Raw genomic sequence first — 15,127 nt, 5'->3', positions numbered from 1 at the left:
GTAGGCGCATGCCTTTCCCTGCTCTCAACCATGTTGCGGTGACGGTGCGCGACCTCGGCGTCAGCGGTCCCTGGTATCGCAATCTCCTCGGCGCCGATCCGGCCTTCGACGAACACACCAATGCCGGCTTCCGGCACCAGGTGTGGCTGCTCGACGGTGGCACGATCTTCGGCATCCATCAGCACGACCAGCCGGCGCCGGACGAGAAATTCAGCGAGTACCGCGTCGGCTTGGACCACTCGGCTTCGGCTGCGCGGACCGCGCCGAGTTGGAGAGCTGGGTCACCCGGCTCGACGAATTGGGCATCGCGCACGGCGGCATCGTCGACGAGCCGTACGGCTCGGGACTGAGTTTCCGCGATCCCGACGGCATCGCGCTGGAGTTCTTCGCCCCGCCGAGCTAACCGCTCAGCGGATGGTGGCGAAGAACGCGCGCACGTCCTCGACGAACAACTCGGGCTGCTCGAATGCGGCGAAATGTCCGCCGCGCGGCATGTCCGTCCAGTGCGTGATGTTGTAGCCGGGCTCGCACCACGACCGTGGCGACTTCAACAGCTCGCCGGGGAAAGCTGCTACGCCGGTGGGCAATTCGACTCGGCCGCCGCCACCCCAGACGTGGAAGCTCTCCCAGTACATGCGCGCCGACGATGCCGCCGTGTTGGTGATCCAATACACCATGACGTTGTCCAGCAGCTCGTCCCTGCTGATCGCGTTCTCGGGGTGTCCGTCGCAATCGGCCCAGTCCCAGAACTTTTCGACAATCCAGGCGAGCTGACCCACCGGTGAATCGGCCAGGCCGTAGCCGAGGGTCTGGGGGCGGGTGGACTGCTGCTTGGAATAGCCGGTGCCCCACTTGCGGTGGTTGGCCATCGCGGCCAGGGCGGCCTTTTCCTGTTCGGTCGGGTTGTCCAGGCCGCCGGGCAAGCCGATGGGCATGTTCAGATGAATACCCTTGCAGTGACCGACATTTCGGCCGATCTGGGTGGTGACCGCCGCACCCCAGTCACCGCCCTGCGCGCCGTAGCGGTCGTAGCCGAGCCGCACCATGAGCTGATCCCAGGCCTCGGCGGTCTTCTCCACTCCCCAGCCGGTGCGGCCGGGCTTGCCGGAGAAGCCGTAGCCCGGCAACGACGGGCACACGACGTGGAAGGCGTCCTGCGCGCGTCCGGATGCCGGATTTGTCAAGGGCTCGATTACCTTGTGGAACTCCACGATTGACCCGGGCCAGCCGTGCGTGATCACCAGCGGGAAGGCGTCCGGGTGCGGGGATCGTTGGTGGATGAAATGGATGTCCAACCCGTCGATGTCGGTGATGAACTGGTCGAAGCGGTTCAGCGCGGCTTCACGGGATCGCCAGTCGTACCGGTTGGCCCAGTAATCGGCCAGCTCGCGGGTGTACGCCAGCGGGATGCCCTGGCTCCAGTCGTCGACGGTTTCGGCCTCGGGCCATCGGGTGCGCGCGAGGCGCGACCGCAAATCGTCGAGCACATCATCGGGGACGTCGATTCGAAACGGCTTCACGGATTCCTGCACGCATTCATAGTGCCGCCGAGGACGAATCGGCCGTCATCCGCCCCGTCGTGGTGCCCGGGTCAGGGTGCCAGCTTGACGTAGCCGGGCGCCTTGGGTGGCGTGCTCGGGGGTGGCGGTGCGGGGGCGGGTGGCGGCGTCAGCTGTTCGGGCGGCGCCGGTGGCCGCTCACCCGGTGGGGCCGCCTGCGCCGGGCCAGGGGCGGGTGCCTGCGCCGGGGCCGGGATCTGCTGTGGCCGCGGCGGCTCCTGTTGCGGCCGCGGCGGCTGCTGTGCCCGGGGCGGTTTCACCGCCGCAGGCGGCGCCTCGAGATGCGCCACCGATGGCGGCTCCGGAAGGTTCGGCGGCTTCGGCTCGGCGATCCCGGCGGGGGGCATCGCGCCCACCAGCGACGCGAGCGCCACGTCATCGGCGCACAAGCCCACCAGGCGGATTTCGGTGGCCCGCGGGTCGGTAGGCACGACCCATCCCGCGCTGGGGTGGTCGGCGCGGGTGACGAGGCTGTTCAGCTTGCTCTGGTTGTGCGGGCAGTAGGCGCCCACCGATGCGATGACGAACCGCGCTTCGGTGCGAGCAAGTCGGCCAGGCGCGATTTCGCGCTGACTCGGATCGTTGGTCACCGCGTAGTGGACCAACGCGTCCACGACGTGATGCGCCGGCGTGCCGGCGTCCAGCGCGTGACACACCTGGTGGGCCGTCTCGACGAGGCTGGGCACGCCCTCCATGGCGGGGATGCCCTGATCGGCGAGCAGGTCAAGAAAGTGGTGGTCGGCGTTGGGGTCGGCCGCTGCCACGCCGCCGCCCAACAGGGCGGGCCCGCTTAGCAACACCATGGCGGCCGCCGGAATGCCGACGAGGCTTCTCATGTCAGTCAATCTGGGAATGCCGGTGAACATGAGTGGACTTCCATTCTGCAAGAGCCCGTCCCGAACGGACTTCGAATAATCACCTATGCCCCAGGTGCAATCGCCTGCGGCTGTCATTTGGCCGCGCCACGTAGAAACGCCTCCACGCGACGGGCGGATCCGTCTCTTTAAGGAGACATCGGTAATAGGCGTCGCCCACGAAGACGCCGATGCCGCCAACCAAGCGGGAATGGTGGTCGAGGCAAATCTCGTGCATCCCAATACATTCCAGCGGTATGACGATGCGGGCAGCCATCGGGCTGCCGTCAGCCAACGGCATATTGAGATCGTACATCCAGTGTTAGCTATTTCGTTATATGAAATTCACTTGAGAAATTTTTATTTCGCATCGTGAAATTCGTAACGAGAAGCGCTATTCGACCAAACAACGCCATTCACGGGCGCCGCCGGTGTTATCTCCGTGTCGTGTCTTCACTCCGACGTGCCGGTGGGAATTGACACGTGCACTATGGTGCCTCCGCCGGGCGGGCTGACGATCTGCAAGTTGCCGCCGAGGGCTTCCACTCGGTCGATCAACCCGATCAGCCCGGACCCCTTTCGGCTGTCAGCTCCCCCGACGCCGTCATCGCGTATCGAAAGCACCAGGTCCGCCCCGTCGATGCCGGCGTCGACGTCGATCCCCGTGCCGCGCGCGTGCCGGACGGCGTTGGTGATTGCCTCGGCCACAACGTAATACGCCGCGACCCCGGCCGACTCCGAGATGTTCCCCTGCAGGTCTAGCGCAAGTGTGACCGGAACGGTGCTGCGCCGTGCGAGCACCTTCAACGCCGGACCCAGACCGCCTCTGGACAGGATCGCCGGATGGATGCCCCGGGCAAGCTCTCGCAGGTCGTTCGACGCTTCGACCAGACCGGCCACAGCATCGGCGATCTTGTGCTTGACACAACCGAGTTCGGATGGGATTTCGGCTTCGATGGAGCGGAGCTGAAGTGTCAGCGATATCAGCCGCTGCTGCGCTCCGTCGTGCAGGTCCCGCTCGATGCGGCGTCGGGCTTGATCGGCCGCTGTAACAATGCGCGCGCGAGAGGCGCCCAGTGCCGCACGGGCTTCGGCATTGGCTATGGCGGTCGCGACGAGTTCGGTGAACTCACCGACCCGCTGCTCAGCGTCTCGTGGCAGGACCTCAGCCGGGCCGGAGCCGACAACGGCAACACCCCACAACCGGCCCTGCACCATGATCGGCGCCCCAGCGCCGCCGCGTAACCCGAGGCGGCGGATGAGCGCCGCCACGTCACCGAGGGCTCTTTCATGACTGTCCATCCGGGCGGGTTGACCGGAAGCGGCGACCATGGCGGCGATGTTCTGACCCTCCACTCGCCAGCTGGTTCCGATGGGCATCTGTTCGCTTTGCTCGGGATCATTGCAGGCTGCGAGGAGTGTTGCGGTGCCGTCGGTTTCGTAATGCCACAGGGCTGCGTTGGCAACACCGAGTGATCTGGCCAGCTCGCGGGTGACGGCCGGGAACACCTCGGCGGCGGGAACCCCACTGGCCACCAGAGTCGCGACCCGGCGCAGCGCCGCTTGTTGTTCGGCCAGCACCCGAAGCGCTTCGCGACTCGTCTCGGCTTCCTGTCTGCGTTCTTCTGCGGCGGCCGCGCGCACTCGCGCGGTGCGCGCCAAGCTTTGCGCCACGAGCCCGACCACCACGAAGACGCACAGCACCGCCCAGGACTGCGGCTGGGTCAGCGCCATGCCGTAGTCCGGCGAGCTCCGGAAGTAGTTGTAAGCGATGGCGCTCAGCAGGGCCGTCAGGACCGCCAGCCCCGGGCCCCAGCGTGAGGCGACGATCAGGACGCCGATCAGGTAGAGCACGCCGAAGGCATTGCCGGGGACGAGCAGTTTGAGGAGCAGCATCACCGCTGTCTCCGCCGCAATGCACCCGACTGCCGTCACGAGCCCTACCAGGGCACGCGATGGTTCCCCCGATAGCAGCACGGCCCCCAACCGGTCCGCGGACCGATGCTCAGTTTTCGTCACTGTCGCCGCTCACCCCCTGACCGATCAGCGTGCTTCAAGGAAGGTGATTACGGCACGAACGCGTCGGTGATCGTCGGGGGTTTCGTAGAGGTCCAGCTTGCCCATGATGCTGCGAACATGTTTTTCGACAGTGCCCTCGGTCACCCACAGCCGACGGGCGATGCCGACATTCGAGCGTCCCTCCGCCATGAGGGCAAGCACGTCCTTTTCCCGCGGGCTGAGCACCGCCAGGGGGTCGTTGTGCTTGCGCGCGTCCACCAGTTCCTGGACCAGGGCGGGGTCGACCACACACGCACCGTCGGCAATGCGGGCAACCGTGTCGAGAAATTCGCCGACATCTGTTACTCGGGTTTTCAGCAGATAGCCCACACTGCGGCCGCTGGCCAGGAGTTGCATCGCCTGTTCGACGTCGACGTGTGCCGAAAGGATGACCAGCCCCACCGCCGGGTGCTCTTCCCGGATGGTCATCGCGGCTTCCAGGCCGTCGGCGGCGTAGGTGGGCGGCATCCGGATGTCTACGATCGCCAGATCGGGTTTTTCGGCCCGGACGAGTTCGATAAGGCTGCTGGCCTCCCCGACCCGACCGACGACGCGGTAACCGGCGCTGGCCAGGAGGCTAGCCACGCCTTCCCGCAATAGCACGTCGTCGTCGGCGACGATGACCCGCAAGTTGGACTGCTCTGGCTGCACCTAGACAGCGCTCCTTTCGCGCCTGACGCTACCCGGCAGCATCGAGGTAATTGCAGCTAGCAGGTATGCCGGGCCGACTGTCGCTATGTGACGATGTTATGAGCATCGACCGCCGCCCCGGGATCCGGTCACGGTGACCTCAGCGACTCCCCCCGCCGCGAGCTGGTCAGCCGTCCACCGCCGCGATAACCGCCAGAGTCAAGACAACAAGCCCGAGCAGGACCAGACCACTTGCCAGCAAGGCTGGGATGCGATGGTGCGGTAGCCCCTCGGCACACCGAATGGCGCGATCGACGCGCCGCCACCGCACCAGGCCGGCGCCTGCGCTGACCACAGCGAGCGTCCCCAACACGGGTGCCACGAGATATTGCATCCCGTGGACCGCATGCCCGGGAACGAGTTGCAACAGCGCCACCGTCGCGGCCAACAAACCCAGCGCCGTGCGCTGCCAGGCAAGGAAGGTTCGCTCATTGGCGAGGATAAAGCGGCAGTCGACCTTGTTCTCGGCTTGACGGATCATACGACTGATAGTTCGCCGCGGCGGCTCGTCTGGGTAGCAGGCTCGTTGTTGTGCACCCACAAATCTTCTTTGTGGCGGTGCGTGTCCGACAGCGGCTCCCCGCCGCTGCCCGGCGTGAATTAGCGCCTCCGGCAATGGCATTCGTACGACCAACAGGAGCGCGAGCGCACGCCCGAGTTGGCGTCTTGCTGCACTAGTGGAATTTGCTCTGCGATACGACAGCAGATCAGCGTGGTGGGTGTCAGCCCCCCGAGGGGTAGTGGACCATCACCGTGGTGCGAGCGCGAGCGCGCCGGGCCAACGAGTTGCTCCCGGCTGCTGATCGGAGCACGGGGGCCATGCTCATGTCGCTGATCACCCCGGTGGGGCTGGGGGCCGCGCTAAGGGGACTGGCAGCGCTGGTCAGGGTGGTAGCGCTCCGGGTCGGCCGCACTTGATCCGCCGGGACCGAGGTGGCCCAGGTCGGAGGCACGCTGAGACCGCCCGCCAGGGCGGCGCGGCCCACCTGCGCGCTGACTGGCGTGGCGGCGCTGTCGGTGGCCGGTCTCGATAGATCGGATTGTGTTGCCGGGCCGGTTAACCCGACGGTCCGGGCAGCACCGGGGACAGCGACTGCGCTGGCTTTGGTGAACGCCGCCGCTTGGATGCCCAGCCTGGTGGTCGCGATGGTCGCGCTGTAGGGCGTCAACAAGCTCAGGTATTGCAGCGGCGATGCTGACAGCAGGCTGGACAGCGGACCGCCGGCACCCGAGGCCTCCGGTGCGCCGCCTTGGGCGAGTTGTTGCAGGGCGAGTGGTACTTCGGTGAGCAGGCGCGACATCGCCGAAAGGACGTTCTGAGTGCTGGCGGCGCCCGCGGGGGTGCCAGTAGCTTGGGCGAGTGCGCCGACTTGTGCGGCCAGGCCGGCCGGTTTGGTGACCGGCTCGGGCGCCGTGAACGGTGTCAACGTCGAGGCGGCTGCCGAAGCGGCGGCATAGCTGTACATCGCGGTGGCGTCTTGTGCCCACATCTCGGCGTAATCAACCTCTGTGGCGGCGATCAACGGGAAGTTTTGGCCCAATACGTTCGTCGCGATCAACTCCTGCAGCAGGCTGCGGTTGGCGGTGATGACCGGCGGGGGCACCGTCATCGCGAAAGCCGTGTCAAAGGCCGCCGCGGCAACCCTGGCTTGAATGGCGGCCTGCTGGGCCTGCGCCGCGGTCGCGACGGTCCACTCCACAAATGGTGCCGCCGCGGTGGCCATCGCTGTCGCGGCCGGTCCCGACCAAACTTGATTGGTCAGCTCGGAAATGACGGCGCGATCAGCGTTGGCCGCGGAGTAGAGATCGTCTGCGAGGCCGTCCCAGGCCGCGGCCACAGCCGTCAACGGCGCCGATCCCGGACCGGCGTAAATGCGACCGGAATTGACCTCGGGTGGAAGCATCGCGAAATCCATTGGGAACCAGCCCCTTAACCGAACCGTGCGACGGCATCGGGAGTCGCGGGAGTCGCGGGAGTCACGGTATCCGCCAAGCACGTAATGGTGGCGGGCAATCTCGTGGCGACCAACTCGCAAAAGACCGGCGTGCCCAAGCGCCGCGCCGCGGCGACCGGCACGGCGCGGAAAGCCCGCCTGCTGGCCACAATCACGTCGAATTCGTGCCGGGGCTTGGTTTGGCTGATCATGGTGTTGATGTTGCTCGTCGCGGACAACCGCTGGTAGCAGGCCTGTTTTTGTGAAGACACAAAGCCGCCTTGTGCTTAGATGAGCTATGGCGTTGAGCGCACGCATGCCCGAACTGTCCGCCCTGGAAGTCTTTTTGACCGTGGCCAAAACTGGCAGTCTGGGTGCAGCGGGACGCGAACTTGGGCTGACCCAGCAAGCCGTTTCAGCTCGGCTCACCTCGCTGGAAGGCCAAACCGGTGTGCGGTTGGCGATCCGCAGCGTGCGGGGTACGCAGCTCACTCCGGCGGGTGTCGTCGTCGCGCAGTGGGCGGACCGGCTGCTCGAGGTCGCCGGCCAGGTCGATGTCGGACTAGCGTCGCTGCGCAGCGAGACCCGCAGCAAGTTGAAAGTGGCTGCGAGCCTGACGATCGCCGAACAGTTGATGCCACGCTGGCTGGTGTCGCTGCAAGCAGCGGCCAACCGACGTGGCCGCACAGCACCGGACGTTATCCTCAATGCCACCAACAGCGAACACGTGATCGCTGCGGTGCGCGAAGGCGCCGCCGACCTTGGATTTATCGAACGCCCCGGTCCGCTGTCGGCGCTGCGGAGTCGAGTTGTTGCTCACGACGAGCTCGTGGTGGTCGTGGCAGCCGAACATAAGTGGGCCCGCCGGTCCAAAGGCGTAACCGCGGCCGAGCTTGGCCGGACCCCGCTGGTTGCTCGCGAGCCAGGATCGGGAACCCGCGATTCCCTGACTGCGGCGTTGCGACGTGCCCTGGGGGACGATTTTGTCCAGGCCTCCCCCACGCTGGAGCTGTCCTCGGCAGCGGCGGTACGCGCCGCGGTACTCGCTGGTGCGGGGCCCGCGGTAACTAGCCGTCTCGCAGTCGCAGACGATCTGGCGGTAGGACGCCTGCGTGCGGTGCACGTACCGGATCTGAATCTTCGTCGTGCGCTGCGGGCCATCTGGGTAGGTGGGCAGACACCGCCGGCCGGCGCAGTCCGAGACCTGCTAAGTCATATCGGTAGTGCCGGCCCGGCGTAGATCGTCGTCTAACGGTGTGGTTGGCGCTGCTAGGTGCCGTAGCGAAACCACAGCGGTAATCCGGTCTCGAGTCGCTGCATGAACTTGTGCAGGCCGACCCGGTATTGGCCGCCGCCCAGTGGGTCAATCCAGTACTCGGGGAAGGCAATACCGATCCCAAAAAGCCCGGGCGCGAGGATCCCGTTGGTTGGGTCGTATTGCAATGACCCCCATTGGGGAGTCAGCGGGAGGTGCCTACGCTCGAATCCGATGGTGTAGACGACGTGGTCACACGCCTGAAGGATCTCTTCGAATTCCAGATGCGTAACCGAATATGTCTCGAGCCGTTCTGGGCAGGTTCCGTCGATGTTCTCCCGCGCCCATTCCGCGGCTTGGCCCTTCAGGCCGGTGTCATCGTACATTATCCAATCATCAAGAAACACCGCGTATTTCAAGGGGCTGCGGTAGAAATTGACCACTTTCTTCACCGGGGTGTTCAACAGATTCGGCAGGGCGATCATCGCCGAGTGTGAGGAGCCGAACACGGCGACCGTGGCGCCGTCGAGCGGCAGCTGCGCGAGTTTTGCCGGATCAAGGGCGGTCTCGATCGCAATCTCATCGAGTCCAGCGTAGGACAGCTTTTTGGGAACCGCGCCGACGGCAAGAACCACATTTTTTGACGTGACCACCTCGCGTTGCGTGGTCACGGTCCACTGTCTGTTCACGAGTGCCAGTTCGGTCGCGATCGTGCAGAAGGTATCTACCCGTTGGCGCAGATGCTGGGTGATCCACCGCAGGGGTTCGGCGACGACCCGCAGCAGGCAGGTCTGCTGCGGGTCGAGCCGGTTCAGCTCGAACGACGGTGCTTGCGCAAAGCGAAACGACGGCGAGGCGGCGAGGTAGTCGAGGAAGAGCCTGACACGGGTATTGCTGGGCACCGCACCCCATTTGGCACCGAAGTCTCCCACGCCGAACTCGGGGTCGATCCAGGCGATTTGCTCACCCGCGACGCCGTGGTCGAGTAGCCGCCCTACAGTGGCGATGCCTGCCGGCCCCGCTCCGATCACAGTCCAGCTGTACTGAGTCATGTTCTGCCTTTCCGGTATTGGTTTGTCGGCGAGGGAACGCTTCTGCGGGCGACCCAAAGTCGTAGTTGTCGAACCGCTGGACTCGATACTTCCCCGAACCAGGCAGCCCGCTGTAGGTCCGCCGTCCTTGTCAACTCACAAACCCGGCTTGTGGACCGCGGGGAAGGCGCCGTCGACGATATGCAAGTTCCGATCAACACCTCAGCAACGACATCCGAAACGCTCGGCAGAAACCGCGCCGCGGATTCGGATTACGCGCCGAACTACCAGCCCCCGGTGTGATGTGCGCGACGGTGGATGAGCTCCTGGGGGTTGGTGCGGCCGATACGCCGGCCCGAATGTCGATTCGGATCAACGACGGCACCGCTTCGCTCCGTAGCGATGGACACCGATCGAGTGTCCGCCCAGCCTAACGGACTAAATTGCAATCAGTGACCCAGGACACTAGTGCCCGATCACCAGGTACCGCTACCTGATAGCAGCTAGCAGGGATGCGCTCGGACCTAGCCGCGGACAACATAGTTAGCGGCGGCCGCGAGCAGCGGCGGCACAAGCAGCGGCGCTTGAGGAAGGCAACGTATTCGCGCGCTCCATGTTTGGTGAGGCGTGCCTTACTGACGCCTTCCTCGCGCCGGAGCACCGCCGACACGTTGACAAACAAGCGCAGTGAGAAGGGTTATGCGAGCCATGGTTTCGAGGCGTACCGAGGACAGCTCGACTCCGTACCGCGCCGCCCTTCTCGATGGATTCGTCGGATATCGGCTGCCCGGTCAGTCACGGCCAGCGCGCGCACGACGGTCCCCCGCGGCCGGCACGAGCCACGCGATCGCGATCAGTTAGGAGACTGCCGCACAATGGATTTCGGATTGCTACCGCCGGAAGTGAATTCCGCGCGCATCTATGCGGGCCCCGGACCGGGGCCGATGATGGCCGCCGCGGCAGCCTGGGACGGAGTGGCCGACGAGTTGGGCGCGGCGGCCTCCTCGTACGCGGCGACGGCCTCGGGGCTGACCGCTGGTCCCTGGTTGGGCCCCGCATCGACGTCGATGGCCGCCGCGGCCTACACCTGGGTGGCGTGGTTGAATACCGTCGCCGAACAGGCTGAACAAACGGCGATCCAGGCCAAGGCCGCTGCGGCCGCCTACGAAGCAGCACTCGCGGCAACAGTTCCGCCGCCGGTGATCGCGGCTAACCGTGCGCTGCTACAAGTGCAGGTGGCCACCAACTTTTTCGGTCTGAACTCCGCGGCGATCGCCGTGACCGAAAGCGACTACGCCGAGATGTGGGCCCAGGACGCAACCGCGATGTACACCTATGCGGGCATGTCGGCGGCGGCCGCGACTCTGACTCCGTTCGCGCCGCCACCCCAAACCACCAATTCGGCCGGGATGGGCGACCAAGCCACCGCCGCTAGTGCCGTCGCCCACGCCACGGCAACATCCGTTACCAGCACGCAAGCGACGCTGTCACAGCTAACCTCTGCCGTGCCCGCCGCGCTGCACGGACTCTCCACCGCCTCGTCGCCGACCGCCGCACCGTCCGCGACCGGGCTGCTCACGGGTTTACAGAATTTGGGCCTGGTGTCGCCGTCGACCGTCATCGAACCCGCGAGCGTGGGTCTGGGCGCCTCGGAATTGAGCACAGCGTCAGGGGCGTGGGCATCCGCATCGGATGGAGATACCGCGATCTTGAGCCTTGCCCACAATATTCATGCCGATCTGGGTGCGTTCAGCGGCCGGATGGTCGGGATGGAGCATCGAATTCTAGGCCATTTGAAGACTTTGGGAGCAATACCGTCGGGGTCACCGGGCTTGGGCCGCGCCGTTTCGGTCGGGGCGTTATCGGTGCCGCCGGCGTGGGCTGCGGCCGCGCCCACGATCAAGCTGGTCACGGCGACGCTGCCTGCCGTCGGCGGCAACGCTGCTCCCGCAGTGCTATCCGGCTTCCCAGGGACGTCGATGGGTGAGATGTCACTGGCGAGCACTGTCGGGAGTCTGGTCGGCGGCGGCGCCAAGGCTGGTGGGCGCGAGCGCACCAAGATGACCGCTGCCGTGCATCTGGTGTCGCCCGGCACGGACACGCCTGCGGTCGCCGTCGAGATGCAAGAACTCGTTGGACTGCTGCGCGAACTCGGCGCACTGCGCGACGGTGGGATCCACGACGGAGACCTCAACTAGGCCGAAACACGCGTTGCCGCAGCAATTCAGGTGCCATCCGTCGTCCGCACGGTGCGATGGCGGCGCGTCGGTCAAACACAAAGTGCTACAATAGACTTCACTTACGAATCGTTGGCGCCACCGGATCTGCAGAGCACTATGGCGCGTCGTTGTCCGCCGCGTTGCGATCCGCCCGTGCGGCCAACCGGTCACTCGTGGCGCGCTCGCGGTGCTGCTCGGCGGCGGCGCGATGCTGGGCGGCGTCGCCGATGCCGGTCGCCGCAGCGTCGTCGTGCACCCGGGCGGCTTCCTCGTGCACTTGCGCGGCGGCTTCGTGCCGCTCGGCGGCCCGTGTATGTGCAGTTGCGGCGCGCTCGTGGGCTTCATCGGCCCGCTGTGCCGCACGCTGCGCGTCGGCCTCGGTCACTGGCCCACCCTGCTCCAACGCAGCGTGGCGCTCTTGCAACTCCGCAGCCCTTGCGGCCGCGCGCTCCCTGGCCTCGTCGGACATTAGCTCAGTCTATTGCGCACCGAAGGCATGGTTTGCAGCTCGGCACACGCCGCCGGCCCGCTAGAACCTCGATTGAGGACTTCGAAATCATCGGATTATGGTTCATCTATGACAGGGTCGGCCGCCGAGAGCGCACCGGACGGTATCGCGCCTGAGCGCGTGGGTTGGTTCCGGTTCTACTTCGATGACCAGAGCTGGGAGTGGTCTCCCGAGGTCGAACGCCTGCACGGGTACAACCCCGGGACGGTAACCCCGACCACCGAGTTAGTGCTGTCCCACAAGCATCCCGAGGACCGCGACAAGGTCGCCGCCACCATCAACGACATCACTCAAACGCACGGAGTCTTCAGCGGCCGACACCGGATCATCGACACGGCCGGCCAGGTGCACGCGGTACTCGTTGTCGGAGACCAATTCTGCGATGACGACGGCATCGTGGTCGGCACCCACGGGTTCTACGTCGACGTCACGCCCAGCGAACAAATCCGCGAGGACATGGTGACCGAAAGGCTGGCCGACATCGCCCATCACCGGTCCATCATCGAGCAAGCCAAAGGCATGCTCATGCTCATCTACGACATCGACGAGGACGCCGCATTCGGCTTGCTCGCGTGGCTGTCGCAAAAGAGCAACATCAAACTCCGGGCGCTGGCCGAAGGGCTCGTCCCGCGACTACGGGCTGTCTCGGCGAACGCGATTTCCGACAAGGTCAAGTTCGATCACGCACTGATGACTACGCCTGAGCACGTCGCCGGGGGCTGACGCAGCGAGCGCCCCGCCGGGCCCTACCCGGTTGCGCGGCAACGGGATTGACGAACCGCCGACACACCCCACGTCGCCGCCGGCAGCGGACGGTCCTCGCATGCGTCGCCACGGGCGTCGACCATTACCTTGGTGGACCTTCCCAAGCGATTCTCAAACACCCGTCCGGCGTTGCGAACCCTGATTTCCCATGTTCTCATGGGGTCTGATGGGCGGCGTCCACGGGCGCGGGCGTCCGAGAGGCACGATACGCGTGGTCCGGTGGCGAAAAATCGGGTGCAGTCTCAAACACGATTGCGGCCTGCGAGGCGGGCTGAGCTGATCGCGGACTACGAGGCGGGGATGCCGGTCAGGCGATCAGCGCGAAGTACGGGGTACACCGTGGCACGATCCCGGCGCTTGTCCGGCGCGCGGCTGTCGCGATTCGGGTCGCGGGCTTGGATGCCGAAGAACGGGCACGAGCGTCATCCCTCTACGAGAGCGGGATGACGCTCGTGCAGGTCGCCCGGCGCATCGGCATCGGTGATGACGCTGTGCGCCAGGCGGTGCTGGATGAGGGCGGTCAGATTCGACCCCGGGGGCGTCGCCCGCGGGCGCTGTCGTAGCGGCCCCGCACCTGGGTCGCTGACGCACATCGCGGCCATGACTTGCACGGTGTAGGTCGAAGGATCGTTGAGCGGTCGCGTGCCGATGTTCGCGGCGCAGACGTCAACGCCAGCGTGCGCTCCGGGTGTAGTTCACGACGCTCATCAGCCAACGCCCGCTCCCGCATAGGTATCCGAATCCATCGCCTCGCTCAGTCGGCGTCCTCGACGGCGAGCAGCGGCCTCTTGGACGCGGACGCGGATCAGGAGAGCGAGACTGACCGGCCCCATGATGAGGAACTTCATCCCGTTCCAGATGAACAGGATCACGAGGATGTTCAGCCAGGCGGGCGCACCGTCTGCGATGAGGTTGGTGCAGATGCTCGCGGCGAGGAGGTAGGGCGCGGCCAGGAGCGTCGCGGGGAGGCCCCATTTGAGGCTGCGGCGGGTGCGGATCAGGTCGAGCAGGATGTTGGTGGGCATATAGCGCCGCAGGAAGTAGCGGGTGCGGATGCTCAGAGCCCAGAGCAGGCGGATCATTGTGCTGTCCTCTCATTGCACGGACAAGTGACGAGACAGTGCGTAGAGACTGGCCCGAGGGCCCGTCCGAGAGGACGCCAGATCAAGGAAGAATCTGCCTCGCTTTCAGGGTACGACTCAGTGGCGACATCCGTAAGAGGAGGTTTGCGCTCTGGTCTGGCGTCGACCACCCGCGCACGGTCCTACGCCGGCCAGAGTTGGATAGGACGCCTACCAGCGATGTCGCCTCTCATCCCTACGCTTGGGGCATGACACTTCCTGAGTCAACCTTAGGCCGTCATCGGCAGTCTTTGCGTCCCTCCGTGGAGGTTGGGGTCGTAGGGGTGTTGGTCGTGCCAGCAGCGGTAGATGACACGGGTCCAGGCGCGGGCCAGGATGCGGACGGCGTGGGGGTGGTCGTGTCCGCGAGCGCGGGCTTGGGCGTAGATGGCGGCGGCCCAAGGGCTTTGGTGGCGGCTGTTGTCGGCGAAGGTGGTCAGTGCTCGTCGGAAGCGTTTGTTGCAGGCCCAGCGGAAGTGCACGGCGTGCTGTTTGCCGGATGCCTTGGTGACCGGGGTGACCCCGGCCAGAGCGGCTATGGCGTCGGGTCCGTCGTAGGCTGCGCGGGAGTCGCCCCACTCGGCGAGCACCTGGGCGGCGTTGATCTGACCCGACCTTGGCAGCGACGTGAAGATCTCGGCGTCCGGGTGCTCCCCGAGGCGGGTGAGGGTCGACCGGTCGAGGGCCTTGCCGGCGTTGTTAAGTGCTTCCAGGACGGTGACCAGCGCCAGCACGGTGTCGTGGACTGCGGTGGTCAGGACGGGATCGGTAGTGCCCCGGGGGGCTTGGCGCAGGCGTGTCAGCAGCACTGCAGCCGGGCGGCGGCCAGAGTAGCCGTGTTTGGTCAGGAACGCCGCGAGGCGTTTTTCGCCCACGTGAGCAGCGGCGGCCGCGGTCGGGTAGTGGCGCAGAAACGCCAGGCTGATCGGGGACTCCACGTCGGCGAAGATCGCTTTGGCGCCGGGCCAGTGGTCCTCGAGCAGGGCGCTGAGTTGGTTGGTGGCCGTTACGCGCATACCGACGATGTCGTCGCGGGTGCGCACCACCGTGCGCAGCGCCTTGGTCTGGGCGCTGTAGGGCGCCACCGGACGCAGTCGATGGTGGCGCAGCCGCAGGTACTCGGTGATCACCAG

The 15,127-nt window shown here is 65.9% G+C and carries 15 protein-coding genes and 1 pseudogene; 6 read left to right on the top strand and 10 right to left on the bottom strand.

Features of this window, described 5'->3' with window-relative positions; translation table 11 throughout:
- Positions 1–8 precede the first annotated feature (8 nt).
- Positions 9–403: pseudogene (locus AWC25_RS24370) on the top strand (VOC family protein).
- 4 nt (positions 404–407) lie between these two features.
- On the opposite strand, the gene AWC25_RS24365 reads toward AWC25_RS24370, so the two are convergent.
- Both AWC25_RS24365 and AWC25_RS24360 read right to left on the bottom strand, forming a co-directional pair.
- Entirely contained in the window at positions 408–1,520 is a 1,113-nt protein-coding gene (locus AWC25_RS24365; protein ID WP_069400992.1) for an epoxide hydrolase family protein, read from the bottom strand.
- A gap of 71 nt (positions 1,521–1,591) precedes the next feature.
- Positions 1,592–2,395, bottom strand: a complete 804-nt coding sequence (locus AWC25_RS24360; protein ID WP_158089785.1) for a DUF732 domain-containing protein — start codon at positions 2,393–2,395, stop codon at positions 1,592–1,594.
- An 85-nt stretch (positions 2,396–2,480) separates the two neighbouring features.
- On the opposite strand from AWC25_RS24360, the gene AWC25_RS26930 reads away from it, so the two are divergent.
- Positions 2,481–2,789, top strand: coding sequence for a hypothetical protein (locus AWC25_RS26930; protein WP_158089784.1), 309 nt, complete (start codon positions 2,481–2,483; stop codon positions 2,787–2,789).
- Positions 2,790–2,866: 77 nt separating this feature from the next.
- On the opposite strand, the gene AWC25_RS24355 is transcribed toward AWC25_RS26930, so the two are convergent.
- From AWC25_RS24355 to AWC25_RS24340, 4 genes are all read right to left on the bottom strand, one after another.
- Positions 2,867–4,348: a sensor histidine kinase gene (locus tag AWC25_RS24355; protein ID WP_342351833.1), complete on the bottom strand. Its 1,482-nt coding sequence runs from the start codon at positions 4,346–4,348 to the stop codon at positions 2,867–2,869.
- Positions 4,349–4,456: 108 nt separating this feature from the next.
- Positions 4,457–5,122, bottom strand: a complete 666-nt coding sequence (locus AWC25_RS24350) for a response regulator (protein ID WP_069400935.1) — start codon at positions 5,120–5,122, stop codon at positions 4,457–4,459.
- A gap of 166 nt (positions 5,123–5,288) precedes the next feature.
- On the bottom strand, positions 5,289–5,642 hold the full coding sequence (locus tag AWC25_RS24345; protein WP_069400934.1) for a YidH family protein: 354 nt from the start codon (positions 5,640–5,642) through the stop codon (positions 5,289–5,291).
- Between the two features lie 241 nt (positions 5,643–5,883).
- A complete protein-coding gene (locus tag AWC25_RS24340; RefSeq protein WP_085168019.1) occupies positions 5,884–7,077 on the bottom strand; it encodes a PPE family protein in 1,194 nt (397 codons plus the stop codon).
- An 87-nt stretch (positions 7,078–7,164) separates the two neighbouring features.
- On the opposite strand from AWC25_RS24340, the gene AWC25_RS24335 reads away from it, so the two are divergent.
- Positions 7,165–7,344 carry a hypothetical protein gene (locus AWC25_RS24335; RefSeq protein WP_142279037.1) on the top strand — a complete coding sequence of 60 codons (180 nt, stop codon included), beginning with the start codon at positions 7,165–7,167 and terminating at the stop codon, positions 7,342–7,344.
- Between the two features lie 49 nt (positions 7,345–7,393).
- Positions 7,394–8,335 (top strand): LysR family transcriptional regulator, encoded by a 942-nt coding sequence (locus tag AWC25_RS24330; RefSeq protein ID WP_069400931.1) that lies wholly within the window; start codon positions 7,394–7,396, stop codon positions 8,333–8,335.
- A gap of 29 nt (positions 8,336–8,364) precedes the next feature.
- Here the strand turns inward: AWC25_RS24330 and AWC25_RS24325 are convergent, their stop codons facing one another.
- Positions 8,365–9,402: an FAD-dependent oxidoreductase gene (locus tag AWC25_RS24325; protein WP_085168017.1), complete on the bottom strand. Its 1,038-nt coding sequence runs from the start codon at positions 9,400–9,402 to the stop codon at positions 8,365–8,367.
- A gap of 854 nt (positions 9,403–10,256) precedes the next feature.
- Between AWC25_RS24325 and AWC25_RS24320 the strand changes: the two genes are divergently transcribed.
- The gene (locus tag AWC25_RS24320; protein WP_069400929.1) at positions 10,257–11,579 is read left to right on the top strand and encodes a PPE family protein; all 1,323 of its coding nucleotides are present in this window, start codon (positions 10,257–10,259) and stop codon (positions 11,577–11,579) included.
- A 136-nt stretch (positions 11,580–11,715) separates the two neighbouring features.
- Here AWC25_RS24320 and AWC25_RS24315 read toward each other — a convergent pair whose 3' ends face one another.
- The gene (locus AWC25_RS24315; protein ID WP_085168015.1) at positions 11,716–11,985 is read right to left on the bottom strand and encodes a hypothetical protein; all 270 of its coding nucleotides are present in this window, start codon (positions 11,983–11,985) and stop codon (positions 11,716–11,718) included.
- Between the two features lie 192 nt (positions 11,986–12,177).
- Here AWC25_RS24315 and AWC25_RS24310 point away from each other — a divergent pair, with 192 nt between their 5' ends.
- Positions 12,178–12,831, top strand: a complete 654-nt coding sequence (locus AWC25_RS24310) for a PAS and ANTAR domain-containing protein (RefSeq protein WP_069400927.1) — start codon at positions 12,178–12,180, stop codon at positions 12,829–12,831.
- Positions 12,832–13,580: 749 nt separating this feature from the next.
- Here the strand turns inward: AWC25_RS24310 and AWC25_RS24305 are convergent.
- The gene (locus AWC25_RS24305) at positions 13,581–13,955 is read right to left on the bottom strand and encodes a sulfate permease (RefSeq protein WP_069400926.1); all 375 of its coding nucleotides are present in this window, start codon (positions 13,953–13,955) and stop codon (positions 13,581–13,583) included.
- Between the two features lie 269 nt (positions 13,956–14,224).
- Positions 14,225–15,127, bottom strand: a 903-nt coding sequence (locus AWC25_RS24300; protein ID WP_142279035.1) for a transposase, incomplete at its 5' end; no start/stop codon positions are given.

This window comes from Mycobacterium sherrisii, assembly GCF_002102355.1.
Lineage (GTDB): Bacteria > Actinomycetota > Actinomycetes > Mycobacteriales > Mycobacteriaceae > Mycobacterium > Mycobacterium sherrisii.
The sequence above is the reverse complement of the archived record's forward strand: the minus strand, read 5'-3'. Positions and strand labels throughout refer to the sequence as shown.